The sequence below is a fragment of the Ruegeria faecimaris genome, assembly GCF_900182615.1.
GTDB lineage: Bacteria > Pseudomonadota > Alphaproteobacteria > Rhodobacterales > Rhodobacteraceae > Ruegeria > Ruegeria faecimaris.
The window spans coordinates 105178-131423 of the sequence record NZ_FXTE01000007.1 but is presented as its reverse complement, the minus strand read 5'-3'; the positions used below and the strand labels follow the sequence as shown (position 1 = coordinate 131423).

Here is a 26246-nt window from a genome sequence, read left to right as displayed (position 1 = left end):
TGGTTTTCCTACACATCTCAACACGCCAGTATGCGCGGATTGTCCGGGACTGGATGAAGCCCATTGGCTTTGGGGCCAGCGCCTACGGAACTCCCTCAATGCGCCGAACCAAAGTCACGCAGTTCGACAAGAAAAGACAGGAAATCTTCGGGCGATTCAGTTGCTCTTGGGTCATGCAAAGATGGTAAGCACGGTTCGGCATCTGAGCGTCGAGCTTGAAGACGCCTTTGCCATCGCAGCAGCAATCGAGATCAAGAGCTTGTAGACCAATTTTGAACCGGCCATCTGCTGCTGCGCATCTCATCGAACCTGATGTTCGTTGTTAGCGCAAATTCGAACCCACCCCCAACTCGCAAGTTGAGGGATTTTTGCTCCGCGTCGCATAGAGAACAGACACGCGTTTAGCGACGTTTCTACAAGATGAGATGTCCTCGGCTGATTCCATACCTCAATCTACGGATCGCATTCTTGCGGGAGTTGCACTGATGCTTGGATTTTGCCTCACCGCTCCTTTGCTGGACGTAGCTGCAAAACTCGCGTCGGCTAGCGTACCAGTTGGGCAGATTACGGCTGCTCGCTTTGTAGTGCAGTGCGTGTTGATGGCCCCGTTCGTCTGGATAATGGGGCTGTCGTTGCATGTAGCGCGAGGCAAATTGATCGTACTCGCATTCCGCTCATTACTTTTGCTGTTCGCAACTTTTTGCTTCATTGCTGCCATCCGTGTGATGCCACTCGCCGATGCGTTGGCGATCGTGTTTGTGGCCCCGTTCATTGTCTTGTTGGTTGGTAAGTTTTACCTTGGTGAAGACGTAGGTCCGCGTCGTGTCGGGGCAGCTCTTGTCGGGTTTGTTGGGGTAATGTTCGTCATCCAGCCCAGTTTCGCGGCCTTCGGCGCGGTTGCAATAATTCCGCTTGGTACGGCAGTTGCTTTCGCTTTCTACATTCTTGTGACGCGAGGATTGTCGCGTCGGATGCATCCCGTAGCTCTGCAATTCCACACTGGCCTGATTGCCAGCCTGTTTTCCATTCCAATCTTAATATTTGTGCAAGGCTCTGGTTCGGAGCTGTTCGATCCTGTTTGGCCGACAGACATCGCTTTGTTGTGGCTTTTGGGAGCTGGTTTTTTTGCAACGGTGAGCCACATGATGATGACCTATGCGCTTTCGTTCGCGCCTTCGGCCACATTGGCGCCTTTGCAGTACTTTGAGCTGCCGGTAGCGACCCTGTTCGGCTATCTTGTCTTCAATGACTTCCCGAACACGCTTAGCCTACTTGGTATTGCAATCATCATCAGTGCAGGGCTGTACATGATTCATCGCGAAAGAGTCGTAGCCAGACAATTGGTCACAGAACGTGCAGCACCCCCAATCTAAAACTACTCTCTCTCGCGGCCCATTTCAGACATTTGAGCAAAGCAGAATTTGGGATGACCGCTTCCGCCGAGTTAGCCCCGGTACATTGCACAACATCGGGCGGCTACGGCCCTTCGCAAACCAGCGGGAAGGCACCGATTTCCGGAATCGTGAGCGTGCCTACAGTGACGGATTCGTCTCCTTCGACAGCGGTTATCAATCGAACAGAGGCAACGATCCGACTGTATTCGGGATCGGCAAAGTCGATAACAGTACGCATATCGACATCGGCCCCCTGTGCCACGATGATTGGTATCGCACCATCGACTTCAGTAAGGCTCCAGTGTTTGCCGTCTGCGTGAATGGTCGCGCTTACGACTGCGAGACCAGGGACAGTTCCCAATCCGACATCAAATACAGCGCCTGATCCATCAGGGGCCTCGCAATACAGCCCAACAGTTGCGAATGCCGAGGTAGCCGAAAGGAGCGCTAGGAGCGCCAGTGCAGTAGTTCTGATCATGAACTTTCCTTTTCGTTCGCAATCCGGTCAAAATATATCTTTGGTTCAAAGTTCTCAATAAGCGCGTCTGAACGCGGGTCAAAGAAGCAGAAACACCAGCACCCTCAGACCACTACGTTGCCCCAAATTATTGGCACCGCACGGCTGGAACTTGGCTGGTTCCAGTGAGATTCTGCGCGTTGACAATGTTGCGACCTGTGTTGCCGTTTGGCCGCTAATCAGTTGCTAGGCCCGACTGATAGAAATCAAAATAGACCCGGACTCTCTGCATTTGATGAGAATCGCGCGCCGGACAAGAGCGGGGAATGCCCCATCACGAAAATCAGCGTCGTAATTTCCTTTAGAACGGCGTGGGGCATAATGAAGCTGCAGGCGTTGTCTTGTGTGTTCCGCTGCATTAGCGTCCGGAATCATGGTCATCCGACGAAACACATTTGCGCTATTGACGAGTCTTCTGGTCATTCTGGCCGGATTTGGTGGCGAGTCTCATGCCTGCGTCGGGCTTCACTGCGGGGACCATATGCAATCGGCGGGACACTCCGCCGCGGTGAAAAGCATCCCTGACATCTCGGCCCAAAGCAGCCATCACGACACGGATAATGCCGGAACCGGAGAGTGTAACCCTTCGCTTTGCCAAGCCGTCGTACTGATCTCGCAGAACAGCCAAGTCGTGTGGAATCAATATCAGCTTGACCGAGAGTTCCAGATTGGATTCCAATCCAAGTTGACTGAACCAGATAGCCCCTACAGACCCCCTGACCTTTGAAGCTGCCAAAATCCGCGCGCGCCTAAGTGACCGGCCCTTGCGGCTGTTTGCGATGTGCCGCAGCACTTCCAGCTTCTACAAAGTCAGGTTCAACCCATGAAGAAAAGTCACGTGTTAATCGGCGCTTGCGTCGTCTCGGCTGTTGCCGCTTTCATAGTTTTTCGTTCAGACCCAATCGAAGAAGCCAGCCCCCAGGCGACAGTTTCAAGAGACGGCCTAGTCGCAATTCAGATGCCGCCTATTGAGGGCAATGCAGCAATCGGCCAGCGGGTCTTTGATGCCTCCTGTGCCACTTGCCACGGTGTCAATGCGGTCGGAATTGACGGCGCAGGACCGCCACTGATCCACAAGATATACGAACCTAGTCACCACGCTGATGAAGCGTTTCAGAGGGCGGTTTCACAGGGTGTAAGAAGTCACCATTGGCAGTTTGGAGACATGCCACCCGTCGACGGCTTGACGCGAGGTGACGTCGCTATGGTGATCGCCTACATTCGCGAAATCCAGCGCGCCAACGGAATAAATTGAGGATAGCCCCATGAAGAAGATTGTAACGCTTATACTCTTGGCCGCGCTCCCCAATTTTGCGCTGGCGCATTCCAAGGCCACAGAAACAACACCTGCAGATGGAACCACAGTAACGATTGTGCCCGCTGAAATTGGCCTCAATTTCTCGAAAGACATCCGGTTGACCCGGATAGAGATGGCACATGAAGAACACGGGGCAGTACGACTGGATCTAGGCGACCAGGCAAGATTTGCTCAGAAGTTCAAAATTCCACTGCCAGGCAATGGCGCGGGCACCTATGTCATCGAGTGGCGCGGTTTAGGTGAGGATGGTCATGCTATGCAGGGCGCGTTTACCTTTACTGTGGAATGAGCATGCCAGACATCTGGGGAATTGCTGCAATCCTCGCAAAGCTAGCACTCTATATCGGCTTTGCGGGGGCCACTGGCCTTGTGATCGTTAAGTGTCTCTATTCCAGCTTGGTCACACCGATAAGCCTGGCGATGAAACGCCAATCCATGGCCTTGGCGTGGCTTGCCCTCATCGCGACGGCACTGGGATTCATGCTTAGTGGTGCCCTCCTGACAGGCGGAGCGGATGGGCTGGTCGACCCCGAAATGCTTGGATTACTCTGGCAGACTTCCGTAGGCGATGTATTTGTTCTTCGAGTGATAGGCGCAGCAATGATCCTTGTCGGATTGTCTGTTCCGCGCTTTGGTTTAGGGATCGCACTTGTGGGTGGCACGATGGCTCTGTGGTCCTTTGCACAGATCGGGCACCTATCGGATCTAGAGAATTTTGGTACCCAACTCTTGTTACTAGCACACCTGATCTGTGTAGCTTTCTGGGTAGGCATCTTCAGCCCGCTGCGGAGTATGGCTCTTCAACCTGAGCAAATTGCAGACGCTGCTGCACTTGGGCATAGGTTTGGCCAAGCTGCGGCACTGATGGTACCCGCATTGATCGTCGCAGGTTTCTGGATGGCTTGGTTGCTTGTTGGTGATCTCCGAGCGCTCATCTCCACTGGTTATGGGCAGGCCCTGTTGCTCAAAGTACTATTTGTAGGGCTGCTATTGATCCTAGCCGCCGCGAACAAGCTTCGATTTGTTCCGGCAATGCTAGACGGAGATACCAAGGCGGCGCAGCACCTCGCCCGTTCCATCGAAGTTGAGGCGCTGATCGTTCTGGCGGTGCTGACAACTACGGCGACACTAACAACCGTTCTGACGCTTCCGAATTGAGGTGGGTGGAGATGACCAGGCACTTATTTATATTGGTCCTATGCAGCGTTTATTCCAGCGTTGCCGCGGATCATACGTTTACAGACAGAGACGTGGCGAATGGACAGAGGCTCTACGTAGATCAATGCGCCGCGTGCCACGGCGTTAACCTGGAAGGCCAACCCAACTGGCAAACACCGGGTGAAGACGGTGTGATGCCTGCGCCACCACATGACGTGACCGGGCACACATGGCACCATGATAGCCTGCTTTTGTTTGACTACACCAAATTCGGCGGTGCAAAGACACTGGCCGCACGCGGCGTCAAGAATTTCAACAGTGGCATGCCGGGTTTCGAAGGCACTTTGACTGATGACGGCATATGGGATGTTCTGGCTTATATCCGTTCCACATGGCCGAAAGATATTCAGCAGGCACAAGCCAGTCGCAACCTCGCACACGACTAGAGGCAGGCCAACACGAATGTCAGAGACATCATCTGTGTGGGATGCCTGAACGTTGGCAAATCGCAATGTTCAGGAGGAACTATTTTCCGGAGCTCGAAATCCCAAAAGCCTTTCGATATTTGGGAATGAAAATATCTTTCCCCTTTATCTTGCGTGTGATCCAGTCACCCACTGTCACAAAAAGCCAGCTGCTGCCGATGACCGGCCCAAGGGGCACCAGAATGGGTGCTTTTTTCCAGGGCGCGTAGGGTTTCTGACTTTCGACGGGTGCGCCCTCGATTACTTTCTTAAGCGTTTTGATCAGCCACGGATTCTGCCGTGCCGTTGCTACGATTGTCATTCCGTCGCCAATGTCGGCAATGTCACCGCCGACGAAGACATTCGGATAGCTTGACGGTCGCAACCATTTGTCGGTTTTGACCCTACCCAATGCATCAGCCGACACGCCCGGAAGGCTTTGAACCAAAGACGATTGAGGTTTCGATCCAACCACCGGAAATACCAGATCGGCCGCAATCACTCTACCGTCGGTCAAACTCACGGATCCTTCGTAGGGCCGATCCAAATGGCGTAAATCCTGCGCCCTCTGGCCGAGAATGACAGTGACGCCCAGCCGTTCCAATTTACCTTTGAGTTGCGCGCCTAGCTTGGCCGGGTACTTGGGAAACAAGGTATCATCCGACGAAACCAAGGTGATGGATTTACCCGGATGTGCCGAGGCTGTTTCGCCCGCAAGCTCTGTACCGACAGCGCCTGCCCCTACGATCACAACTGAATTCGCCTTGGCCAGTTGCGCGCTGACGTCTTTGCTCGCTTGCTGAAAATCCGCAATGCTGTCACCCGACGGCTTGAACGGCGCTGCATAGGATGATCCGGTGGCGATCAGGATATAGTCCGCCGGAAAGACAGCTCCAGATTCCAAAGTGACCTCGGTTTCAGAGACCGAAACGGCGCGCCCACGCACGACCTTACCCGATTGCAGCAGATTGTCGTATGGCAGGATGATCTGGTCCAGCAAGGCGGGTTCAACCAGCGCGCGGATCGCTGCAGGCGGATGCACGAACGCTTCGCGTTGCTCAATCAGGGTGACGTCCGCGCAAGCGTCCAGTTCCCGGGCAACTTCAAACCCGACATATCCCCCGCCAATGATCACAATTTTCTTCTTCGCCATAGGGTCCCCCCGTTGCGGCATAACGTTCTGACCACTATCTAAAATTGCACGTTCACACGAACAAGTACGGTCATATAGGATACTACCTTGAAACATGATGAGTTAGAGGATCATTGTCAGATCGAAGCATTGATCTCAGCGATCTCAGGTCGATGGAAGCTGTTGATCATCTACTGGCTTTCGCAGGGGGACTGCCGGTTCAACCAGCTTCAGCGAAACCTCGGACGCATCACGCATCGAACGTTGACGCGCCAGCTGACCGAGTTGCAGACGACGGGCTTTGTCTCTCGCAAAGACTTCAAGACCATACCGCCGCATGTCGAATACAGCCTCACACCTCTGGGTCAAAGCCTGCTTCCACTGCTGTATGAGATGCATCAATGGGCGGCGCAGAATGCGGACAAGTTACCGGAACCGAAAGATCTTTCGAAACAACTAGGGCGATGACCTAGCCCATTGAACAGGGGCCAGGCATCTGAAGGGGCAAGACCAAGATCTATGTCAAAGCCCGACCAATATCTCTGGCAACCATGTCGCCACTTCGGGGATCAGGATGATAACCAAAAGAACCAGCATTTGCGCCCCTACAAAGGGCAACACGCCGCGATACATCTGCCCATAGCTCATGTCACGCGGAGCGATTGAGCGAAGATAGAAAATCGACGGTGCCATTGGCGGTGTCAGATACGAAGTCTGAATCACCACTAGAACCATCATGGCAAACCAGATCGGATCGATTCCGGCGGATTTCACGATCGGGGCAAAGATCGGAATGAAAATCAGAACGATCGACACCCAGTCCAGTACAAAGCCCGCGAAAAAGACCACCAACAAAAAGAATGCGATGATACCGGCATTGCCATACCCGATCCCGGCAACAGTATCGCGCACCAGCTGTCCGCCTCCGGTGACCGCAAAGATGCTGGTGAACATCGTGCCTCCGGCCACGATCAACATGATCATAGCGGTGATGCGCAGGGTCACATTCAGTGCCTCGGACATCAGTTTCAGGTTTAGTTCCCGAAACATCAAAGCCAGCAGGATCGTACCGGCGGCCCCGACTGCGGCAGCTTCGGTAGCCGAGGCAACACCGGCCAGAAGCGAGCCCAGCACCAGGACAATCAATGCCAGCGGGGGCAACAATGCTGTCAACGTCACCTTCATCTTACGGCCGGTTGGCATCGCGCGCTCTGCCTGTGGCAACGGAGGAGCGTCAGCAGGTCGGACCATGCTGCGCACCAAAATATAAATCACGAAGAACACCACCATCAGCAAGCCGGGCAGGATAGATGCGGCAAACAGCTTGCCAATCGACAGCTGCGCAATCGACGCATAGACGACCACAATGACCGAGGGTGGAATTATTGTCCCCAGTGAGCCCCCTGCACAGATTGTTCCCGCGATGAGGTCATTACGATAACCCGCTTTGGTCATGGCTGGGATGGCCATCAACCCCACAACTATCTCGACCGCACCTACAACACCGGATGCGGCGGCGAAAACCGCGCACATTGCAATCGTCGACAGCGCCAATCCACCGGGCAAGCCGCCCAGCCACAACTGCAGTGCAAAGAACAGACGTTTCGCGATCCCCGAACGCTCAAGTATCGCCCCCATGAAAATGAACAGAGGGATTGCTGCCAGTACGAAATTCGAAGCCGTATGAAGCAGCGGACCATAAAGCTGCAAAAAGATCAGCTCGCCGAACACCATGTAGCCAAAGGCGACGGAGATGATGATGAGCGAAAAGGCCACCGGCACTCCGGCAAAGACCAGCACAAAAAGGGCTGCAAACATCAGTAATGGTGTCATTGGTTTTCTTCCATGCCGTCCAGTTCGCCGGGCGCCTCACCAGGGTTCTTGCGCCCCGAAAGCAACTTGATCGCCTCAGCCAGGAATTGCAGCGCCAAGGCCGCCAGACCAACGGCGATGACCGTGTAAAACGGCCAGACAACCGGCGCCCAGGGGCTGACGCTTTCGACCTCTCCCGTGATCAGTGCTTTCCAGGCTTTTTTGCTTGCAACCCAGGCAAAGATGGTCGTGATCGGTGTCATGACCAACAGAAAGACAGCACCGTTCAACAGCTGCTGCGCCCGCATTGGCATACGCTGCGACAGAAAGTCGATCCTGACATGCACGTCACAGCGCAGGGCATAAGCCGCCCCAAGCAGAAAAACCGAACCGTTCAGCATGTACGAGATATCAAACGCCCAAAGCGTCGGCGCACCAAACGCATAGCGAGCAACAACCTCGTACAGCATTGCCACGATCAGGGCAAAAATTACGCATCGACCCAGCAGGGCCAGCGCCCCAGCAATCGCGTCGATGACTCTGAGAATAGTGGTCATGTATGTCCCCGGAAACGGATGACCGGCACGAATATCCAGTCATCCAACCAATGTCAGGGCAGAGCTTATTCGGCGCTGTCGCGAACCAAATAACCCGAATTCTCGGCCCAGTTCGCTTGATAGGTGAGGTAGCTGTCCAGAACCTCTTGCATCCGGGCGCTTCCGCCTTCGGCTTTTTTGGCAGCCTGGCTACGGGCCCAATCGCGCCCGGCGGCGCGGATCTTTTCGGATTCCGCTGGTACCATGTTGATGATTTCAACTTTGGTGTCGCGGAAGGCAGCCATGGCTTGAATGTCCGCGTGACCGAAATGTGTGAAGCTTTCGTATGTTGTCAGCTTGGCCGCTGCGGTAACCTGAAGCTTGATATCCTCGGGCAGAGCATCCCAGGTTTCCTGTTTGACGAAGACTTCCCACAGAAAGGACGGCTGATGCACGCCGGGCATGATCATATAGGGCGCAACCTCGTGGAAACCTTCAGAGATATTGCCTCCTGGTGTCGACCATTCGACCGCGTCCACACCCTTACGCTGCAGCAAAGTGTAGATTTCATTTCCCGGGACAACCGTCGGAACGCCGCCAAAGCTTTCCTGTAGAACAGCGGCCCATGCGCCCGAGGTCCGGTATTTGACGCCCTTCAGATCGTTGGTTGTTTCGATCTTGACGTTCGAATGCGCCATAACTTCGGACGTACCGACCCCAACGACCAGCGTGTGCAGACCCATTTCTTCGCGGCGGAAATCCTGCAGCATCTGCTCACCGCCGCCTTCATAGATCCAGTGCAGGGTCGCCTCGCCGGACATTCCACCGGGGAAGCTGGCGAAAACGGCATTGGTCGGGTCCTGGTTTACCAGATAAGACGGCGTGGAATGCCCGGCTTCGACGATGCCGTCCTGAACTACTTCATACGCCTTGAAGGCCGGGGCCAGAACGCCCGCGCCAAAAGGTTGGACATGCATGCGCCCCGCGGTCAGTGTGTCCACATTAGCCGCAAATCGTTCCATGAAGTTCTGGTAAAAGAATGAACCTTCACCAATCGCTGCGGTCATCTTCCATTCAATTTCTGCGGCGCTTGCGGGCATTGCAAGCGTGGCTGTTACCGCCAGGGCGGCAAAGTTCGAGAAGAGTTTCATCTTGTCCTCCTGTTATGGGCCAAAGCCCGATTTTGCACGTCGAATGACGCGGAATTTCCGGTGATCTGCTTCTATGGCAGAGTGTTGCGGATGATACGGAACAGCCGATCTGGGTGTCCCTGCCCGGCCCCGTTCACCGGGGCCAAAGCCTTTGATATGGCCGAAGGAATTTCTTGCCTCAGCCCTGTGGTTCACCGCTTATTGCGTCGAGCCTTCCAGATCTTCGGGGCTGAGTGCGGCGGGCATGTTCTGATATGCTACGGGTCGCAGCCAACGGCGGATGGCCATTGTGCCGACGCTTGTCGCGCCGAAATTCGTGCTGGCAGGATAAGGCCCCCCGTGGACCATGGACCCCACCACCTCGACCCCGGTTGGGAAGCCGTTGAACAGCAACCGCCCGGCCTTGCGCTCCAGAATCGGGAAGAGTTGCTGCGCCAGCGCGGTGTCACTGTCATCCATCTGGATCGTGGCCGTAAGTTGCCCGTCCAGCTGGGCTGACAAGGCAACCATCTCTTTTTCCGAGCCCACGCGCACAATCAGCGATGCGGGCCCAAACACTTCTTCGCTGAGGCTGGGATCAGCCAGAAACGCTTCGGCATCGGTTTCGAATAGCGCCGGTTCAGCTGAACGGCCTGCAGTGGAACCTTGATGGATCGTGCGCACGGCAGGATGTTCGGCCAAATGCGATTGGCCGGATCGAAATGCCTCGGCAATCCCATCGGTCAGCATGGTCTGTGACGGCACTGTACTCAGGGCACTCGCAGCAGCATCGATAAATTGGTCAGCATCATCGCCTGTGATCATCACGGCAACGCCCGGATTGGTGCAAAACTGCCCTGCCCCCATGGTCATCGACCCCGCCCAGGCTTTGCCGATCTCTTCACCTCTGGCGGCCATAGCGTTTGGAAGAACAAACATCGGATTGACCGAGCCCAATTCACCAAAGAACGGGATCGGGTCTGGGCGGCTTGCGCAGAGGTCAAACAGCGCCCTGCCTCCGGCCAGCCCACCGGTAAAGCCCACGGCACGGATTGCCGGATGCTTTACCAATGCTTCTCCGATGCTGCGGTCCCCACCTTGCACCAATGAGAATACGCCGTCGGGCATACCGGTCGCCCTGGCCGCCGCGTGGATGGCATCAGCGACGATTTCGCCGGTGCCCGGGTGGGCGGGGTGGCCTTTGACCACGACCGGGCAACCTGCGGCCAGTGCCGATGCGGTGTCACCTCCGGCAACCGAAAATGCCAAGGGGAAGTTCGAGGCGCCAAAAACAGCCACCGGGCCAACCGGGCGCTGCATCATCTTGATGTCAGGACGTGGGGCGGGTTGGCGATCCGGCATCGCCAGATCATGGCGGCGCTCTAGATACGCACCATCCTGGACGAATTCGGCAAACATGCGCAACTGACCAACCGTGCGTCCCCGCTCGCCTTGAAGACGCATCTCGGGCAGACCGGTTTCTGCACTGCCAATGCTGGTGATGGCCTCGGCACGGGCCTCGATCTCATCCGCGATAGCATTCAGGAATCTGGCTCGATCCCCTCGGCTGCGATTGGCGTAATCTCCAAAGGCAGCCTCGGCCAGGGTACAGGCCTGATCAACCAACTCAGGCGTTCCCGCAGCAAAGTTGCTCCCCTCACCCGAGACAGGGCTGGAGGCAAAGCTTTCATCAGCTCCAACCCACTGACCGCCAATCAAGTGCTGACCGCGAAAAACATATCCATTATTCAACGACATACCCAATCCTCACGCTGCATTTTGCGCCGAAGAACCGGCCTGACTGCTCCAGTTCTCGTACCAGGCACGGAACAGTCTGAACTGTTGTTCAACATAGCCGCGCTGGCTGTCAGTAAGGGCATCTGTTTCGTTGAAATGATGCGTGTATTCGGGATGACCCGTCATAACCATCAAGTGTTTGTAGTAGAGCACAAGATCGGTGCCTTCGTCGAAGGACGACAAAACGCCCAAAGCCGCCTCAAGCTCCAACGCCCGGGCACGCGCGTTGGCATCGCCCTTGGCCGCCGCCTGACACAAATCCACCAGATGCAGAATCTCATCGGGCAGCACATTCCCGATCCCAGTGATGGCGCCGGTTGCGCCACAATTCACGATCCCGTGGAACACCGCGGTATCCACGCCGACCATCAGGGAAACATTGTCATCACCGCTGGTGATGTTTTCGGACGCATAGCGGAGATCTTCGGCGCCGCCGAATTCCTTGTATCCGATCAGGTTCGGGTGGTCCTTGCGCAGATCAAAGAACAGGTCCGCACGGGTGGTAAATCCGTAATAAGGGCTGTTGTAGATCACTGCGGGAAGATCCGGTGCTGCGGCCAGAATGCCTTTGAAGTGGTGCCGCTGCGCAGTCATGGACGCGCCGCGTGACAGTACACGGGGAATGACCATCAAGCCGCTGGCGCCCACTTTCTGCGCGTGTGCGGCATGCTGGATTGCCAAGGCCGAATTGATCGCGCCTGTTCCCACGATCACCGGGATACCAGCCCCGACCAACGCCTCGACGCCCTGCATACGCTGCGCATCGGTCAAAAGGGGCCAATCACCCATCGAGCCACAATAGACAACCGCGGACATGCCCGTCTCGATCAGCTCATGACCTTTACGCACAAGCGCCTCAAAGTCAGGACTGCGATCCGCGCGACAGGGCGTCATCAGGGCCGGGATGCATCCGGAAAAGACATTCGGGTTCACGATTTGGGTCTCCGTATTTTTTTGCCGGGCCGGTGGATTGCCCCACCGGGTTAGGGATTCGTGTAATCTTGCCGTCAGTCTACTTTAAATATTTTATTTGTCGACAAATTTTCGACAAGAAGGAATAAGGCCCTAAAATACGTGAAAACAACTGGTTTTTGGCTGGGATTAACACTCGACTTAGCACCGGTACGTGTGGCAAAATTGATGTGCGAACGCAGATGGACCGCGATCCAGCGGCTAGGGAATGCTCTGACATGGAAAAACGAAAGCCGGTCGAAGCCGGCCGCAAACGTGGATCAGGCGTTCAGTTCGTCTATGAAACCCTGCGGGACGAAATCATCGACCTCGCCCTTGCGCCCGGCAGCGCCATAGACGAGGCCAAGCTGAGCGAGCGGTTCTCGATGTCGCGCACCCCGATCCGTGAAGCCCTTGTCAGGCTGACGTCGGAAGGGTTGGTGGCGACACTGCCGAACCGCGCGAGCATCGTGGCGCCCATAGACTTTTTGAATCTTCACACATTCTTTGATGCGATGACCCTGATGTATCGCGTTACAACCCGGCTGGCCGCCGAATACCGAACGGACCAGGATCTGTGCGACATTCGCATGCGGCAGCAGGAATTTTCGGATGCAGCTGCCAAAAATGACGTTCTGACCATGATCGCAAAAAATGCAGAGCTTCATAATGCAATCGCCAAAGCAGGGCGCAACCCATATTACGAAAGCCTGACGCGCAGATTGCTGAACGAAGGGCAACGGATCATGCGGCCCTATTATTCGTCCTTTGGGGATCGGTTACCGGATCGGTATTCCCTGGAACATGACGACATAATCGCAGCTATAGCGGCCCAGGACATCACCGAGGCCGACCGGTTGGCGAGCGCCCATGCGGAACAAATCGTCCAGAACATCCGCGACATGATCTCGGCGGATCGGCGTCACTCAATCAAACTCTGATTCTGTTTCGCTAGATACTAAGCCGTTGGAAAAATTGAGGGGTTTGAAGGTTTACACCCGGATCTTCCCAAAAAAATTTACCTCTGCTAAAAAAAATTTTGATATTTCTTCTGCGATCCGGTTGAATGCGCGCCAACCCACGATTCCGGGAGACAGGGAATGACCGCAGAAAACGCGCGCGACAAATCAAAGCCGAAAGGCACGCCGACCGAGCTGGGGCAGGCAATTCGCAGACGGCGCAAGGCGATGGGCCTGACTTTGGACAAGGTCGCACAGACCTCTGATCTGACAACGGGCTTTCTGTCTCAGGTCGAGCGCGGCCTGAGCTCACCCTCGCTGACCTCGCTGATGGCGATTGCCGCGGCACTTCAAACCAGCATCGAAAAGCTGCTCAGCGTACCCGAGGTGTTCAGCGAATATGTGGCAAAGGACAACCGCCAGACATATTCCTTGGGTATGCGGGGCAGGTTTTATGAGAAGCTGGGCCCTGGTTTTACCGGTGCATTGTTCAACCCACAGATCGTTCATCGCCCCCCGGGGCACGTTTCCGAAAAGATGCGGCATGAGGGCGAGGCGTTTTGCTATCTGATCTCGGGACGGCTTGAATATCACCTTGGTGACAAGGTTTTCATTATGTCGCCAGGTGACGTCGTTCACCACGACACATCCACCCGTCATTTCTCAGTCGTATTGGGGGACGTAGAAGCCGTAGAGCTTTGGGTAACAACCTCTCCGATCAATGATTCCGGCTTTGTGGCAAGTTAAATTGACCAACCGAACAGAGGTCAGCCTAAATACATTTGGCCACTTTTCACCCACCACTAAAAAAAGCTTTAGTATTGTTAAGAATCGGATATGGTCGCCCCGAGCATGAATTCATTCTGCGGGAGGACTGATTATGAAATTGAAGACGGTTTTGGGACTAACCGTTGCCGCTACCCTGGCCATGCCTGCTTTGGCACAGGAAAGAGGCGGCACACTCAACTTTGCACGCTATGACGGGTCGCGCCTGATTGATCCGATCTATGCGGATCGCAACCCTGATATCTGGATGGTCGGCAGCCTGTTCGACACCCTGCTGCGCAGCAGTGCCGACGGCAATTCCGTCGAACCGGGCCTTGCTGAGACCTATACAGTCTCTGACGATGGTAAAACGGTTTCGCTGACCCTGCGCGAGGGGATCAAATTCGCAAACGGTACGCCCATGTCAGGTGACGACGTAGTCTTTTCCCTCGACCGAGCGCGCAATCCCGACCTGAGCCCCTGGGCTGGCTTGCTGGGTTCGATCGACGCGGTTACCGCAGATGGAAACGCGATCACGGTTGCCCTTGGCAGCCCGGATCCAACCATCCTGTCCATGCTGGCCACATTCAACACGGCAATCGTGTCCAAAGCGGCCTTTGAGGCCGCAGAAGGTGCAACAGATCAGGAAAAATCCGCTGCGATATTTGCCGCCACAGTCGCCGGAGTAGGCTCTGGCCCCTTCTATCTGTGTGGCTTTGAACAAGGTGCATCGATGGATTTCTGCGCCAATGAAAACTATTGGCGCATGGGCGCAGACGGCAAAGCTCTGCCCTATCTGGATGCCGTACATTTTGAGATCATCCCGGATGACGCTACCCGCATCCTGAGTTTGCAGGCCGGAGAAGTTGATGCCGCAGAATTCATCCCGTTCAGCCGTGTGGCCGAGCTGGAGCAGGAATCTAACATCAACATGAACCTCTATCCGTCCACGCGGATCATCTATTCGCCAATCAATACGCGCGATAACCGAGCCGATGGTTCTGCCAACCCACTGGCCGACGCCCGCGTCCGGCAGGCGCTGAACTATGGCACCAACAAAGAAGCGTTGATCGGGCTGGTACTGCATGGCGCGGGTCAACCGATGAGCTCGCCGTTGATGGCCAAGGCTACCCAATATGCCGCCGACATGACCCCGCTCTATGGCTATGACGTGGACAAGGCCAAGGCATTGTTGGCCGAGGCCGGGTTTGCCGATGGAACCGAAATCACCTTTACCACGCTGGCAGGTTCTGCGGACGATGCAACCATCTTTGCGGCGCTTCAGCAGATGTGGGCTCCTCTGGGCGTCGATCTTGTGGTCGAGCAAGTGGACGGCGCAACACGCGGCGCTAAGAACCGATCAGGTGAGTTTGACATTCACACCTATGGCTGGGTCAACGATGTAAATGATCCCAGTCAGGTGGTGGGCTGGCTGGGCCACACACCCACGGCCAAGGCAGTAGGAACCGGCTGGGAAAACGCCGAGTTTAACACCCTGTTCGACGAAGCCGCCGGTGAAATGGACGCCGAGGCGCGCAAAGCGAAATTCGCCCGAATGCAAGAGCTCTATGCCGAAGCAGCCCCCCTGCTGTTCATGTATGAGACCCCCTTTGCCGTTGCAGTTGGCTCGGCTGTCGAAGGCTATGTCCAGACCCCTCTGGGCAACAATATCTTCGATCAAGCAACCGTCAGCCGCTAAGGTAAGACCCCTGGTCCCGCCGCTTTCAGGCGGCGGGACAAATTTGCGGAGCTCGCTTTGTCCAGCCTGTCCTATATCTTCAAACGACTCCTGATGATGATCCCGACCTTTTTTCTGGTCATGATCATTATTTTTCTTCTTGTTCGATTGCTACCGGGGGACCCTGCCATTGCGATGGCCGGTGATCGTGCCTCGGACGCCGACATCCAGGCCATCCGTGAACGGCTTGGGTTGACCGAACCTATGCTGGTGCAATTCTGGCTGTTCCTGACCAACACCGTGCAGGGCGATCTGGGTCGGTCCATCCTGATGCGCTCGGATGTGATCAATGTGATTTCTGACCGTCTTCCTATCACTGTCTTCCTGACCGTGTATTCGGTGGTTTTGTCGCTGCTGATTGCCGGTCCGCTGGCCTTTGTTGCCGCGCTCAACCGGGGGCGCTGGCCTGATGCTGTGATCCGCACTGTCTTTCAGATCGGGCTGTCGATGCCGGTGTTCTATATTGGCCTCGTTCTGTTGACCTTTCTGGCAGCACAGCTGCGCTTGTTTCCGGTCGGAGGATATGGCGACACCTTTACCGAGCGGCTCTATCACCTGTTCCTGCCTTCAGTGACCGTAGCGCTTTACACCTCGGCCATCATCATGCGGAACCTGCGCAGCGCGATTATCGAGGTTCTGGACGCCGAATATGTCCAGTTCGCGCGTGCCAAAGGCCTGCCTCCTCGTTTGGTTCTGGGTCGCCACGTCCTGCGCAATGCGCTGATTTCCACGGTAACCCTGCTGGGCCTGTCTATCGGCAATCTGATGAGCGGGACATTGGTCACCGAAACCGTATTCGCCGTGCCCGGAATGGGGCGACTGATGCTCGAGGCTATCTTTGCCCGCGACTACCCCCTGATTCAGGGGCTGACCCTGACATTTGCTGTTCTGGTTTCCGTGGTTTTCCTGATGACCGACCTGTTTCAGAGTCGCCTTGACCCAAGGATGCGCCTGCAATGAGTGACGCGACCTTCAACAGCACCTCGCAGCGCCCCACCTTCATGCAGCGGGCCTTGCGCAAACCTGGGTTCGTGGCCGGGTGCATCATCATCGGGTTTTCGGTGCTGCTTGCCCTGTTTCCTGGCGTATTCGCGCCCTATGACCCAAGCGCAATCGACTATCAGGCCCTGCGCCAACCACCATCCTGGGCACATCCGTTCGGTACAGATCTGTTAGGGCGCGACAGCCTATCCCGCGTCATCTGGGCCTATCAGGTCAACATGCAGATGGCAATTTTCGGGACTGTATTCGCATTGGTCACCGGTATAACGATTGGCGCGCTGGTCGGGTATTATCGCGGCATCGCGGACATGATCTTTGGCCGCATCGTTGACGCTGTAATCACCTTTCCTTTCCTGGTTCTTGTCATTGCCGTGGTTGCGGTTCTAGGGCCGGGCCTGATCAACATGTATATCGCGATTTCAGTTGTTTACTGGGTCTATTATGCGCGCCTGATGCGGGCCGAGGTAATCGCTCAAATGGGGAATGACTATGCCTCGGCCGGGGTGGTGATGGGATATTCCGACAGCCGCATCATCTTCCGCCACCTGCTGCCAAACGCGATAACACCGGTTATTGTCTATTGGATGACTGACATGGCGCTGGTGATCTTGCTGGGGTCATCCCTTGGCTATCTGGGGTTGGGGGCGCAACCACCGCAGGCCGAATGGGGCGTGCTGATTGCCGAAGGGCGCAACTTTATCTCGACCGCCTGGTGGCTGAGCCTGATGCCCGGCATCGCCATCGTTCTGACCGGCCTTGGCTTTTCGCTTTTGGGCGATGGGCTTGCCGATCTGCTGAGACCGCGGGGATAGCGATGCAGGACCAAACGAAACTTCTAGAAGTAACCGGGCTATGCACAACCTTTCACAAGAACGGTCGCGCGTTGCCTGCGCTGCGCAATGTCAGTTTCGGCGTGAACCGGGGTGAGGTTTTGGGGCTAGTCGGCGAAAGCGGGTCGGGCAAGAGCGTCACGTTGCGCTCGATCATGGGGCTGGCGCGCCGCTATGGCGACGTGACCGGCCAGGTGCGCTGGAATGGGCGTGATCTGATATCCATGTCAGACAGGGCTCTTCGTCGGTTTCAGGGTCGTGAAATCGCGATGATTTTTCAGGAACCGATGACTTCGCTGAACCCTCTGCTGACTGTCGGACTGCAACTGGAAGAGACCCTGCGTGCCCATACCGACCTGCCCCGCGCCGCGCGCTTGGATCGGGCAATCGAAATGCTGGACCTTGTCGGCATCCCCTCGGCAGCGCAACGCTTGAAGGATTATCCTCACCAATTTTCCGGCGGAATGCGCCAGCGGGTCATGATCGCAATAGCGCTTGCCGCAGAACCCAAACTGTTGCTGGCGGATGAACCCACCACAGCACTGGACGTGACCATACAGGCGCAGATCCTCGATCTGATCCTGCGACTGGCGCAGGATATGGATATGGGGGTTGTGCTGGTCACCCATGATCTTGGCGTGGTTGCCCAGACTTGCGACAACGTGGCCGTTATGTATGCGGGGCGGATCGTCGAACAAGGGCCGGTCCGCGATGTGCTGCGGGCACCGCATCACCCCTATACTGTGGGTCTGATGCGGTCTGTGCCCGAAAACATCGCTCCTCGCACGCCGCTATATTCTGTTCCCGGAGTGCCGCCCGCACTGGATGCCCTGCCTGCTGGATGCGCGTTTGCACCGCGCTGTGCCGCCTGCATAGACGCCTGCACGCAAGAGCGCCCAGCGATGACCCTGATCACCGATCAAAGACAGGTCGCCTGTTTCAACCCGATAACCAAAACCCAAGGGAACGCCGCATGACTGCCCTGATGCAAATCCGCGACCTGCATCTGCGGTTCCCAATGGGCCGCAGCATCGGCGATGTCATTTCGCGGCGTCCTGGTCGCGAAGTACGGGCGCTGAATGGTGTCAGCCTAGATCTGACCCGCGGCGAAACTCTGGGCGTCGTCGGAGAGTCCGGGTGTGGAAAGTCCACACTAGCCCGGTGTATCGTGCGCCTTCATAAGCCCAGCGACGGTTCAATCTACTTTGAAGGTCAGGACATATTCGACGGCGAAATCAAAGCTGACCGCACCTATAACCGCCGGGTTCAGATGATGTTCCAGGACCCCTATTCATCGCTCAATCCCCGGATGACGACAGAGCAAATTCTGGCCGAAGCCCTGAGCGTTCACAACATGCGCCCAGAAGCAGAAATTCCCGACCGTGTGGCCGAGTTGCTTGATCTGGTCCGCCTTCCGAAGGACGCGCAAGACAAGCTGCCGCACGAATTCTCCGGAGGTCAGCGTCAGCGGATCGCCATTGCGCGCGCATTGGCGGTCGAACCCGAAGTTCTGATTGCGGACGAACTGGTCTCGGCACTAGATGTTTCGGTTCAGGCGCAGGTGGTAAACCTGTTGCTGGACCTGCAGCGGGAACTTGATCTGACAATCCTGTTTGTGGCCCATGACCTGCGGCTTGTCCGTCATGTTTCAAACCGGGTCGCGGTAATCTACCTTGGGCGGATCGTTGAAATCGGCGACAGCGAAACCTTGTTTTCCGCCCCCTCCCACCCTTACAGCCAAGCTCTGCTTTCAGCCGCCCCTTCGCTGGACCCCGACAACCGCGGTGCCGTCAAGCGGCTTGAGGGAGAGCTGCCTTCACCACTGAACATGCCCTCAGGGTGTCCGTTCCATGTCCGGTGCCCTCACGCCAGCAACATATGCGAAACCAAAGTGCCTGCCCTGATGCCTTTTGAAAATCGTGGCGAGGTCGCCTGTCACCATGTTGAAGAGATAAATGCCGATGCTTGATGCCCCCGGAACCGACCGATCCGCGATTGTTTCGGCCTTGCGCGCAGAGCTTAAAGCACAAGGTCTGGATGCCTTTATCGTGCCCCGCTACGACGCACATCAGGGCGAATATGTTGCCCCTCATGATGAACGCCTCGCCTTTGTAACTGGCTTCAGCGGCTCGGCAGGCATGGCCATCGTCACACCCGAAACTGTCGCTTTATTTGTCGATGGCCGCTATGTGGTGCAGGCTGCAAACCAGTGTGCCGAGGCTGTTTTCTCGCACCATCATCTGTTTAACGAGCCGCCCGAATACTGGCTGGCCGCCGTTGCACAGAAAGGATGGAAAATCGGCTTTGACTCGATGCACCTACCGCCGGTCTGGTTTGACCGATTTGAGCACGGGCTGGAAGGCAGCGGTGCCGCGATGGTAGCGACGGCTTCAAATCCGGTCGATGCAGTCTGGACCGACCAACCCGCTGCCCCCCAAGGACAGATCGAGCCATTTCCACTTCAGTTTTCGGGCCGGGCGGCGGGTGATAAGATCTCGGATCTGGCCACTGAGCTAACACGCCGAGAGGCCGGCTTGCTGGTGGAAACTCAGCCCGACAACATCGCCTGGCTGCTTAATGTGCGTGGCTCAGACGTGGCTTTCAACCCTGTTCCCAACTCTTTCCTTCTGTTGCAAAGCTCGGGCCAGGTTCACTGGTTCGTGTCTGACCAAAAACTGGATGCCGATGTCACTGACCACATGCCGGAAAATGTTTCGGTTCAGGCGCCGGATGGTTTTCTGTCTACACTCAGTGATCTCACAGCGCCCGGCCAGGCTGTGATTTTCGACCCCGATTTTTCGCCGACGGCGGTCAAACAAGTGCTGGAGCGTACCGGAGCAAAGGGCGTGCCGGTCAACGGATTGTTAAGCAAAACCAAAGCCCGCAAGAATACAACGGAACTGGAAGGGTTGCGCGCTTGCCATATCCGGGACGGGATCGCCTGGACCGAATTCTGCGCCTGGCTGGCGGCTCAGGTACAGAAACAGGCTGAACCGGTGACCGAGCGTGAAGCAGAACAGCGGGTATTGGCCTTCCGCCGCGCTCAGGATGGGTTCATCCACGAAAGCTTCAACACAATCTCGGCCGCCGATGGCAATGCCGCGATGTGCCATTACGCTACCGAGGCCGACAATACCGTTCCGATCCAACCGCGGGGCACATACCTGCTGGATTCCGGGGGGCAGTACGACACCGGCACAACGGATGCCACGCGCAGCTTTTCGTTCGGGCCTCAGCGGCCTGATGGATATGACCGGGCCTATACCGCAGTGTTCAAGGCCTTTCACGCTCTGGCCACGCTGCGCTTTCCTGCAGGCACACAGGGCCATCACATTGATGCAATCTGTCGCCGCCCGCTGTGGGATCTGGGATTGGATTATGACCACGGTACGGGTCATGGAATTGGCCACCGGTTGTCTGTCCATGAACATCCGCAGCGCATTGGCAAACCTTACAACCCGGTCGACCTGATGCCTGGCATGGTTATGTCGATCGAGCCGGGATATTACGAGGCCGGCAGGTTCGGCATTCGCATCGAAAACCTGTTCGAAATTGTCGAGGCAGATGACGGATTTCTGGAGTTCTCGAACATGACCTGGATCCCGATCCAGACGGATATGTTGATGCCAGATATGCTGAATCAGTTAGAAATTGACTGGATCAATGACTATCATGCCAAGGTTCTCAGACAGGTCGGGCCGCATCTTTCGCCTCTGGCCCTTAGATGGGCCCAGACGGCCTGTGCAACGCTGACCAAATAAACCAGAGTTTTGCCATCAGACCACCGTTCGAGGCGTCTTTCCTGCAAATACCGGCTGGACCCGGGCACCCTGATATTCGCAGGCGTTATCCAACCAGGCCAGAAACAGACGCGTGTTTCCAACAATGTGAGGGACAAAGCCGAAATCCGGTCGATTACCGGCCAGCTTTTGAACCAAAGAACCCGTTTGCAACACGAAGATCGCGCCCCCTACTACAACGGCGGCGCTGATTGTGGGCGAGGCTGCGATCTCATGGCTTTGGGTTCCGGCCACCCAAAGAGCAAATGCCAGACGCGTCATCGCCACCGTATCCGTGACGCGGCGCAAGCCAGGAAGGAAATAGGTGGATAGAGCCGTCGCGCATACAATGACAGCCATATAGATCAGGCCGATAACAACCGGGACGGGTAATCCGAAACGCGTTGCCTCTATATGTGAGTAAAGAGTGAAACCTGAGGCAAAAGCCAGAGCCGCAATCAGCGACAACCGCCGTCTTTCGAGACTTAGATGCCTTGTGACTCTTTTCACTGCGTCGACCCTCATGTTTTGTTGAGGATCTGTTTGAGATATGAATTTGTGATTGATCTGACGAAATAGCGGCGGAAGTTTGTTTTTGTCTCCCCTCACCATTCAATCGGTCGCCCAAATGACTTGGTTACGCCCTGCACGTTGGCCTTTTCACTCTGGTACGAGCGCAAAATCCAGCCCGGTTTAGGCCGCTGCAACCCGCTTCGGCGGCCCTGTGATTTCAGAAAAGAGGTTTGGCAGAATTCTCACCTCCTATGGTGAAAATCGCTCAAATTCATTCCGCTGGGCCCGTTTCAATGTCGCTTGCCTTCAGGATAAATGTGCTGTCGCTTCAATTTCCAACAAGGCCTCGTCTTCGACCAAACCCGCCACGATGATCATTGACATCGCAGGAAAATGCCTGCCGAAAACCTCACGATAGGCGGCCCCAACTTCGGCTTGCAGAGACAGATATTCGCGTTTGTCTGTTACGAACCAGGTCAGGCGGGTCACATCGCGGGCCGAGCCACCAGCGGCCTCGACAATATCAACGATATTCTGCAGCGCCTGTTTCATCTGTCCGATGAACCCGCCGCTGACAAATTTCTTGTTCGCGTCCCATCCTATTTGCCCGCCGATATGTAACGTTCCATCTTTGGTCAAAACGCCATTGGCATATCCTTTGGCAGGCAACCAGCCGTCGGGGTGAATTGTCTTGTGGCTCATAGCGCGTCGTCCCTGAATGCCTCGAGTTTTTTACGGATGTCTGCGGGCCAGGCCGTTGGACCGCCCTTTGAATCTACATGAACAAGCGTTGCTACGCTTGTCAGTCGCTCCTCTTGCGCACAACTGGCCACGACCGAGTATTCGGCTGAACTGCGTCCGATCTTTGTGATCTTCATCCGGAATATCAAATGGTCACCGTGACGGCTGGGCGCTGAAAATCGGGTTTGTATCTGTGCGGTAGGCACTGCGCCAACAGGATGAATCTCTTCAAACGGTTTGCATAGCACCTGATCGAAATAGGTCTCAACGCAATCATTGATCATCTCGAAATAGCGCGGGAAAAAGACAATCCCCGCCGGGTCGCAATGTTTGAACAGAACCTTTTGGTGGAATTCAAAAGTCATCAGACCCCCACATATTTTTCTGTGATGTCATGACCGAGATCCACCATCGCGCCAGACCAGACTGTTTTACCGCGCTCAAGAATGACCGCGCGGTCAGACACCAGCGCCAACTCTTTCAGAGACTTGTCGATCAACAGGATCGAAACATTGGTTTCCTGTTTCAGGCGATGCAAGACCGACCAGATTTCCTGTCGCACGATCGGAGCCAGCCCTTCGGTTGCTTCATCGAGGATCAAGAGCTGCGGATTTGTCATCAGGGCGCGCCCGATAGCCAGCATCTGTTGTTCTCCGCCGGATAGTGAGGCTGCCCCTTGGCCCTGACGTTCCTCTAACCGTGGGAACAGTTCAGCCACCTTCTGCAATGTCCACTCGCCGGGTCTGGCAGCGGCGATCAGATTCTCGCGCACCGTCAGGTCGGCAAAGCACCGGCGCCCCTCGGGTACCAGCCCGACACCAAGACGCGCGACCTTATAGCTGGGCAAAGCGTGCAGATTCTGATTGTTCAGCGACAGGGTGCCCTCGGACCGGATCATCCGGCAAATGGCTTTGACAGTCGTGGTCTTGCCCATCCCATTGCGCCCCATAAGGGCTGTAACCTCGCCCTGCGCCAGAGAAAGATCGACACCAAATAAAGCCTGACTGACGCCATATGTCGCGGTCAGGTTTTCTACCCGCAACAAAGTCATGCCTCATCCCCCAGATAGGCATCGCGCACCTCACGGCTTGCGCGGATTTCATCTGCCGTCCCGGTTGCAATCACCTTGCCATAGACCAATACGCTGATCCGATCAGCCAGCGCAAAAACGGCGTCCATATCATGTTCAACAAGCAAGATGGGCGCCTCTTCCCGCAGACCGTCAAGAAACCCGGTCAACCGTTTGGACCCTCCAGCGCCAAGCCCGGCCATCGGTTCATCCATAACAAAGACCCGAGGTGACAAAGTCAAAGCCACGGCGACTTCAAGCTGGCGGCGTTGACCATGGCTGAGATTTGCGCAACGCGTTTCGCGTTCATCGCCCAGGCCCACCCTTTCCAGCGCAGCCTCGGCCCTTTCGAGCAGCTCTGGCCGTTTCAAGGCAGGTTTCCAGAACCGCCATACGAGGTTTTCCGCCCCCATGGCGCTCAACACGACATTTTCCAGAACCGTATCTTCCATGCACAGTTCAGATATTTGGAACGTCCGCCCCATCCCTGCCTTTGCCCGCTTTTGCGTGCCCAGGTCCGACACATCCTGTCCGCACAGCAAAACACGCCCCGAATCCGGTTGCAAACCTCCGCAAATCTGCTGGATCAACGTGGATTTTCCCGCTCCATTCGGACCAATGATGGCGTGGATCTCTCCTGGCCTGAGATCAATCGAGACGTTATCCGTAGCCTTTAACGCGCCAAAGCTTTTGTTCAGACTCTCGGTGGCAAGGACCGGATCAGACATGTGCCCCCTCTTTCCCGGTTAGCAGCCCAATCAGGCCACCGCGACCAAACAGAACGATGCACAGCAGAACAATACCCAAATATACATGCCAGAAATCGGTTAGTTCACCCAGAAAATGCTCGAGCGCGACAAACACGCAAGCCCCAATTACCGGACCCATCAGGCGTCCGACACCCCCGATGATTATCAGCACAATCAATTCGCCCGAAAGCTGCCAACTGAACATAGACGGCGAAACGAACCGGTTGAGATCGGCAAACAGCGCCCCGGCCAGACCAGTGACAGCGCCGGACAGAACAAAGGCCAGAAGTTTCAGCCGCATGGGGTTCAATCCCACAGTCTCGACTCGCGCCGTAGATTGCCGTGTCGCATTAAGAGCCAGCCCGAATGGCGCGGCTTGCATCCGCGCAAACAGGAACAGGACGAGACATAGCAGCGCGAAACAGATGCCGTAAAACTGGATCGGATCCAATGTGTTGAGGCCGGGAAAACCGTTGCGAACATAGATGGATAATCCGTCTTCGCCCCCGTATTGCGCCCAAGAAATCGCGAAGTAGTAAAACATCTGTCCGAAGGCCAGCGTAATCATGATGAAATAAACGCCTGACGTTCTCAGGGACAGAAGACCGACGAAAAAGGCAGCAATGCCCGAAGTAAGCATCGCAACTATCCAGATCACGGGCATGGATTTACTGCCTTCGATAGAAATCAAGCCCAGATCCAGTGCCGTGTAGGTCTGCGCGTGATAGGTCAGAATGCCCATCGCATAGCCGCCGATCCCGAAGAAAACAGCATGGCCAAAGCTGACCAACCCCCCAATTCCCAGGATGACATTCAGACCAACCGCTGCAAGCGCCAAGATCACCGTCCGCGTCACAAGCGTGATTGTGAAGGGCTGGTCCGCGGCCAGCGCCCAAAGGGGCAGCGCCAGCAGGCCGGCGATCATCAGGCCATTGATGTATCTTTCATTCATTCTCATGCGCGGGCTCCGAACAGACCTGTTGGGCGCCAGATCAGGACCAGTCCCATCAGGACATAGATTCCCATTGATGCCAGAGCCGAGCCGCTTTTCTGAGCGGCTCCCGGTTCCATGAACAGTTTGAACAGCTCGGGCAGGAAAACCCCGCCCAGCGTGTCGGTTAGCCCAACCAACAGCGCCCCGATGAACGCCCCCCGAACCGAGCCTATGCCACCGATTACGATAACCACGAAGGCCAGGATCAGAACAGGTTCACCCATGCCCACCTGTACCGACTGAATTGCCCCAACCAAAGCACCGGCAAGCCCCGCCAGCCCCGCCCCTAGTGCAAAGACCAACGTGTAAAGTTTCGAGATGTCGACGCCCAGTGCGGCAATCATTTCCCGGTCGTTCTTACCGGCCCGTATCTGCACACCCAAACGCGTGCGTTCGATCAGGGCCCACAAACCTACTGCAACAGCAAGACCAATCCCGATCAGGGTTAGGCGATAGAGGGGATATTCGATCCCGCCCTGCAGCGTGATCGGACCCGAAAGTGCCGTTGGAATATCCAGGAACAATGGGAAAGACCCAAAGACCCACCTTGTCCCTTCGGAAAAGATCAGGATCAGTGCAAAGGTGGCCAGAACCTGATCCAAATGTGGTGCCTGATAAAGCCGCCGGATAACGAGCATTTCTACGATCACCCCGGCCAGTGCGGCCGCAGCCAGAGCAGCAATCAGAGCAAGCAGAAATGACCCGGTCGCCCCTGCAACTGCTGCAGCGGCAAATGCACCCACCATGTACAAAGAGCCATGGGCCAGGTTGATCAGGCCCATCACCCCGAAGATCAGCGTCAGGCCAGCAGCCATCAAGAACAACATGACGCCGAACTGCAGCCCGTTCAGGATCTGCTCGATAATCAGGATCGAGGACATGGAAACTCCGGTGATCT

28 protein-coding genes and 1 pseudogene are annotated in these 26246 nt (G+C 56.0%); 15 read left to right on the top strand and 14 right to left on the bottom strand.

Features of this window, described 5'->3' with window-relative positions; translation table 11 throughout:
• Positions 1 to 8: 8 nt before the first annotated feature.
• Together FN806_RS20675 and FN806_RS13125 are read left to right on the top strand one after the other, a co-directional pair.
• Positions 9 to 265, top strand: a pseudogene (locus FN806_RS20675) (site-specific integrase); the annotation flags it as partial.
• A gap of 160 nt (positions 266 to 425) precedes the next feature.
• Positions 426 to 1373, top strand: coding sequence for a DMT family transporter (locus tag FN806_RS13125; RefSeq protein WP_342782016.1), 948 nt, complete (start codon positions 426 to 428; stop codon positions 1371 to 1373).
• 103 nt (positions 1374 to 1476) lie between these two features.
• Here FN806_RS13125 and FN806_RS13120 read toward each other — a convergent pair whose 3' ends face one another.
• On the bottom strand, positions 1477 to 1872 hold the full coding sequence (locus tag FN806_RS13120) for a hypothetical protein (RefSeq protein WP_142637846.1): 396 nt from the start codon (positions 1870 to 1872) through the stop codon (positions 1477 to 1479).
• A gap of 862 nt (positions 1873 to 2734) precedes the next feature.
• On the opposite strand from FN806_RS13120, the gene FN806_RS13115 reads away from it, so the two are divergent.
• The 4 genes from FN806_RS13115 (at position 2735) to FN806_RS13100 (ending at position 4833) form a co-directional block, all read left to right on the top strand.
• Complete coding sequence (locus FN806_RS13115; protein WP_142637844.1) at positions 2735 to 3166, top strand: c-type cytochrome; 432 nt, start codon at positions 2735 to 2737, stop codon at positions 3164 to 3166.
• A gap of 10 nt (positions 3167 to 3176) precedes the next feature.
• On the top strand, positions 3177 to 3518 hold the full coding sequence (locus FN806_RS13110; RefSeq protein ID WP_142637842.1) for a copper resistance CopC family protein: 342 nt from the start codon (positions 3177 to 3179) through the stop codon (positions 3516 to 3518).
• Positions 3515 to 4387, top strand: a complete 873-nt coding sequence (locus FN806_RS13105; protein WP_246097244.1) for a copper resistance D family protein — start codon at positions 3515 to 3517, stop codon at positions 4385 to 4387. The genes FN806_RS13110 and FN806_RS13105 overlap by 4 nt, the downstream gene beginning before the upstream one ends.
• Positions 4388 to 4479: 92 nt before the next feature.
• Positions 4480 to 4833 carry a c-type cytochrome gene (locus tag FN806_RS13100; protein ID WP_425472001.1) on the top strand — a complete coding sequence of 118 codons (354 nt, stop codon included), beginning with the start codon at positions 4480 to 4482 and terminating at the stop codon, positions 4831 to 4833.
• Positions 4834 to 4912: 79 nt separating this feature from the next.
• Here FN806_RS13100 and FN806_RS13095 read toward each other — a convergent pair whose 3' ends face one another.
• Positions 4913 to 6004: an NAD(P)/FAD-dependent oxidoreductase gene (locus FN806_RS13095; protein ID WP_142637838.1), complete on the bottom strand. Its 1092-nt coding sequence runs from the start codon at positions 6002 to 6004 to the stop codon at positions 4913 to 4915.
• Between the two features lie 87 nt (positions 6005 to 6091).
• On the opposite strand from FN806_RS13095, the gene FN806_RS13090 reads away from it, so the two are divergent.
• Positions 6092 to 6451, top strand: a complete 360-nt coding sequence (locus FN806_RS13090) for a winged helix-turn-helix transcriptional regulator (protein WP_142637835.1) — start codon at positions 6092 to 6094, stop codon at positions 6449 to 6451.
• A 54-nt stretch (positions 6452 to 6505) separates the two neighbouring features.
• Here the strand turns inward: FN806_RS13090 and FN806_RS13085 are convergent, their stop codons facing one another.
• From FN806_RS13085 to FN806_RS13065, 5 genes are all read right to left on the bottom strand, one after another.
• The gene (locus FN806_RS13085; protein WP_142637833.1) at positions 6506 to 7816 is read right to left on the bottom strand and encodes a TRAP transporter large permease; all 1311 of its coding nucleotides are present in this window, start codon (positions 7814 to 7816) and stop codon (positions 6506 to 6508) included.
• Complete coding sequence (locus tag FN806_RS13080; RefSeq protein WP_142637832.1) at positions 7813 to 8352, bottom strand: TRAP transporter small permease subunit; 540 nt, start codon at positions 8350 to 8352, stop codon at positions 7813 to 7815. Before FN806_RS13080 ends, FN806_RS13085 begins: the two co-directional genes overlap by 4 nt.
• 65 nt (positions 8353 to 8417) lie before the next feature.
• Positions 8418 to 9482 carry a TRAP transporter substrate-binding protein DctP gene (gene dctP / locus FN806_RS13075; RefSeq protein ID WP_142637830.1) on the bottom strand — a complete coding sequence of 355 codons (1065 nt, stop codon included), beginning with the start codon at positions 9480 to 9482 and terminating at the stop codon, positions 8418 to 8420.
• Positions 9483 to 9680: 198 nt separating this feature from the next.
• Positions 9681 to 11219, bottom strand: a complete 1539-nt coding sequence (locus FN806_RS13070; RefSeq protein WP_142637828.1) for an aldehyde dehydrogenase (NADP(+)) — start codon at positions 11217 to 11219, stop codon at positions 9681 to 9683.
• Positions 11220 to 11228: 9 nt separating this feature from the next.
• Entirely contained in the window at positions 11229 to 12191 is a 963-nt protein-coding gene (locus FN806_RS13065) for a dihydrodipicolinate synthase family protein (protein ID WP_142637826.1), read from the bottom strand.
• Between the two features lie 257 nt (positions 12192 to 12448).
• On the opposite strand from FN806_RS13065, the gene FN806_RS13060 reads away from it, so the two are divergent.
• The 8 genes from FN806_RS13060 (at position 12449) to FN806_RS13025 (ending at position 21264) form a co-directional block, all read left to right on the top strand.
• Positions 12449 to 13150: a GntR family transcriptional regulator gene (locus FN806_RS13060; protein ID WP_142637824.1), complete on the top strand. Its 702-nt coding sequence runs from the start codon at positions 12449 to 12451 to the stop codon at positions 13148 to 13150.
• A 159-nt stretch (positions 13151 to 13309) separates the two neighbouring features.
• Positions 13310 to 13915, top strand: a complete 606-nt coding sequence (locus tag FN806_RS13055) for a helix-turn-helix domain-containing protein (protein WP_142637822.1) — start codon at positions 13310 to 13312, stop codon at positions 13913 to 13915.
• A gap of 133 nt (positions 13916 to 14048) precedes the next feature.
• Positions 14049 to 15632 (top strand): ABC transporter substrate-binding protein, encoded by a 1584-nt coding sequence (locus FN806_RS13050; protein WP_142637820.1) that lies wholly within the window; start codon positions 14049 to 14051, stop codon positions 15630 to 15632.
• Between the two features lie 57 nt (positions 15633 to 15689).
• Positions 15690 to 16631, top strand: a complete 942-nt coding sequence (locus tag FN806_RS13045; protein WP_142637818.1) for an ABC transporter permease — start codon at positions 15690 to 15692, stop codon at positions 16629 to 16631.
• Entirely contained in the window at positions 16628 to 17485 is an 858-nt protein-coding gene (locus FN806_RS13040; protein WP_142637816.1) for an ABC transporter permease, read from the top strand. The genes FN806_RS13045 and FN806_RS13040 overlap by 4 nt, the downstream gene beginning before the upstream one ends.
• Before the next feature lie 2 nt (positions 17486 to 17487).
• The gene (locus tag FN806_RS13035) at positions 17488 to 18480 is read left to right on the top strand and encodes an ABC transporter ATP-binding protein (RefSeq protein ID WP_142637814.1); all 993 of its coding nucleotides are present in this window, start codon (positions 17488 to 17490) and stop codon (positions 18478 to 18480) included.
• Positions 18477 to 19472 (top strand): ABC transporter ATP-binding protein, encoded by a 996-nt coding sequence (locus FN806_RS13030; RefSeq protein ID WP_142637811.1) that lies wholly within the window; start codon positions 18477 to 18479, stop codon positions 19470 to 19472. Before FN806_RS13035 ends, FN806_RS13030 begins: the two co-directional genes overlap by 4 nt.
• Positions 19465 to 21264, top strand: a complete 1800-nt coding sequence (locus FN806_RS13025; protein ID WP_185956703.1) for an aminopeptidase P family protein — start codon at positions 19465 to 19467, stop codon at positions 21262 to 21264. Before FN806_RS13030 ends, FN806_RS13025 begins: the two co-directional genes overlap by 8 nt.
• A gap of 15 nt (positions 21265 to 21279) precedes the next feature.
• Here the strand turns inward: FN806_RS13025 and FN806_RS13020 are convergent, their stop codons facing one another.
• The 7 genes from FN806_RS13020 to FN806_RS12990 form a co-directional block, all read right to left on the bottom strand.
• On the bottom strand, positions 21280 to 21792 hold the full coding sequence (locus FN806_RS13020) for a hypothetical protein (RefSeq protein ID WP_142637807.1): 513 nt from the start codon (positions 21790 to 21792) through the stop codon (positions 21280 to 21282).
• A gap of 309 nt (positions 21793 to 22101) precedes the next feature.
• Positions 22102 to 22497: a RidA family protein gene (locus FN806_RS13015; RefSeq protein WP_142637805.1), complete on the bottom strand. Its 396-nt coding sequence runs from the start codon at positions 22495 to 22497 to the stop codon at positions 22102 to 22104.
• Complete coding sequence (locus FN806_RS13010) at positions 22494 to 22901, bottom strand: acyl-CoA thioesterase (protein WP_142637803.1); 408 nt, start codon at positions 22899 to 22901, stop codon at positions 22494 to 22496. The genes FN806_RS13015 and FN806_RS13010 overlap by 4 nt, the downstream gene beginning before the upstream one ends.
• Complete coding sequence (locus FN806_RS13005) at positions 22901 to 23587, bottom strand: ABC transporter ATP-binding protein (protein WP_142637801.1); 687 nt, start codon at positions 23585 to 23587, stop codon at positions 22901 to 22903. Before FN806_RS13005 ends, FN806_RS13010 begins: the two co-directional genes overlap by 1 nt.
• On the bottom strand, positions 23584 to 24333 hold the full coding sequence (locus FN806_RS13000; protein ID WP_142637799.1) for an ABC transporter ATP-binding protein: 750 nt from the start codon (positions 24331 to 24333) through the stop codon (positions 23584 to 23586). The genes FN806_RS13005 and FN806_RS13000 overlap by 4 nt, the downstream gene beginning before the upstream one ends.
• Positions 24326 to 25306 carry a branched-chain amino acid ABC transporter permease gene (locus tag FN806_RS12995; RefSeq protein WP_142637943.1) on the bottom strand — a complete coding sequence of 327 codons (981 nt, stop codon included), beginning with the start codon at positions 25304 to 25306 and terminating at the stop codon, positions 24326 to 24328. Before FN806_RS12995 ends, FN806_RS13000 begins: the two co-directional genes overlap by 8 nt.
• A gap of 2 nt (positions 25307 to 25308) precedes the next feature.
• Positions 25309 to 26229, bottom strand: coding sequence for a branched-chain amino acid ABC transporter permease (locus tag FN806_RS12990; protein WP_142637797.1), 921 nt, complete (start codon positions 26227 to 26229; stop codon positions 25309 to 25311).
• Positions 26230 to 26246: the final 17 nt, after the last annotated feature.

Excerpts from the sequence above, each read along its gene's own strand:
- FN806_RS13000 (WP_142637799.1), bottom strand. The coding sequence starts at position 24,333 with ATGTCTGATCCGGTCCTTGCCACCGAGAGTCTGAACAAAAGCTTTGGC.
- FN806_RS13070 (WP_142637828.1), bottom strand. The coding sequence starts at position 11,219 with ATGTCGTTGAATAATGGATATGTTTTTCGCGGTCAGCACTTGATTGGC.
- FN806_RS13015 (WP_142637805.1), bottom strand. The coding sequence starts at position 22,497 with ATGAGCCACAAGACAATTCACCCCGACGGCTGGTTGCCTGCCAAAGGA.
- FN806_RS13050 (WP_142637820.1), top strand. The coding sequence starts at position 14,049 with ATGAAATTGAAGACGGTTTTGGGACTAACCGTTGCCGCTACCCTGGCC.
- FN806_RS13005 (WP_142637801.1), bottom strand. The coding sequence starts at position 23,587 with ATGACTTTGTTGCGGGTAGAAAACCTGACCGCGACATATGGCGTCAGT.
- FN806_RS13085 (WP_142637833.1), bottom strand. The coding sequence starts at position 7,816 with ATGACACCATTACTGATGTTTGCAGCCCTTTTTGTGCTGGTCTTTGCC.
- FN806_RS13110 (WP_142637842.1), top strand. The coding sequence starts at position 3,177 with ATGAAGAAGATTGTAACGCTTATACTCTTGGCCGCGCTCCCCAATTTT.
- FN806_RS13055 (WP_142637822.1), top strand. The coding sequence starts at position 13,310 with ATGACCGCAGAAAACGCGCGCGACAAATCAAAGCCGAAAGGCACGCCG.
- FN806_RS13040 (WP_142637816.1), top strand. The coding sequence starts at position 16,628 with ATGAGTGACGCGACCTTCAACAGCACCTCGCAGCGCCCCACCTTCATG.
- FN806_RS12995 (WP_142637943.1), bottom strand. The coding sequence starts at position 25,306 with ATGAATGAAAGATACATCAATGGCCTGATGATCGCCGGCCTGCTGGCG.
- FN806_RS13095 (WP_142637838.1), bottom strand. The coding sequence starts at position 6,004 with ATGGCGAAGAAGAAAATTGTGATCATTGGCGGGGGATATGTCGGGTTT.
- FN806_RS13025 (WP_185956703.1), top strand. The coding sequence starts at position 19,465 with ATGCTTGATGCCCCCGGAACCGACCGATCCGCGATTGTTTCGGCCTTG.
- dctP (WP_142637830.1), bottom strand. The coding sequence starts at position 9,482 with ATGAAACTCTTCTCGAACTTTGCCGCCCTGGCGGTAACAGCCACGCTT.
- FN806_RS13010 (WP_142637803.1), bottom strand. The coding sequence starts at position 22,901 with ATGACTTTTGAATTCCACCAAAAGGTTCTGTTCAAACATTGCGACCCG.
- FN806_RS13080 (WP_142637832.1), bottom strand. The coding sequence starts at position 8,352 with ATGACCACTATTCTCAGAGTCATCGACGCGATTGCTGGGGCGCTGGCC.
- FN806_RS13125 (WP_342782016.1), top strand. The coding sequence starts at position 426 with ATGTCCTCGGCTGATTCCATACCTCAATCTACGGATCGCATTCTTGCG.
- FN806_RS13120 (WP_142637846.1), bottom strand. The coding sequence starts at position 1,872 with ATGATCAGAACTACTGCACTGGCGCTCCTAGCGCTCCTTTCGGCTACC.
- FN806_RS13060 (WP_142637824.1), top strand. The coding sequence starts at position 12,449 with ATGGAAAAACGAAAGCCGGTCGAAGCCGGCCGCAAACGTGGATCAGGC.
- FN806_RS13105 (WP_246097244.1), top strand. The coding sequence starts at position 3,515 with ATGAGCATGCCAGACATCTGGGGAATTGCTGCAATCCTCGCAAAGCTA.
- FN806_RS13115 (WP_142637844.1), top strand. The coding sequence starts at position 2,735 with ATGAAGAAAAGTCACGTGTTAATCGGCGCTTGCGTCGTCTCGGCTGTT.
- FN806_RS13035 (WP_142637814.1), top strand. The coding sequence starts at position 17,488 with ATGCAGGACCAAACGAAACTTCTAGAAGTAACCGGGCTATGCACAACC.
- FN806_RS12990 (WP_142637797.1), bottom strand. The coding sequence starts at position 26,229 with ATGTCCTCGATCCTGATTATCGAGCAGATCCTGAACGGGCTGCAGTTC.
- FN806_RS13030 (WP_142637811.1), top strand. The coding sequence starts at position 18,477 with ATGACTGCCCTGATGCAAATCCGCGACCTGCATCTGCGGTTCCCAATG.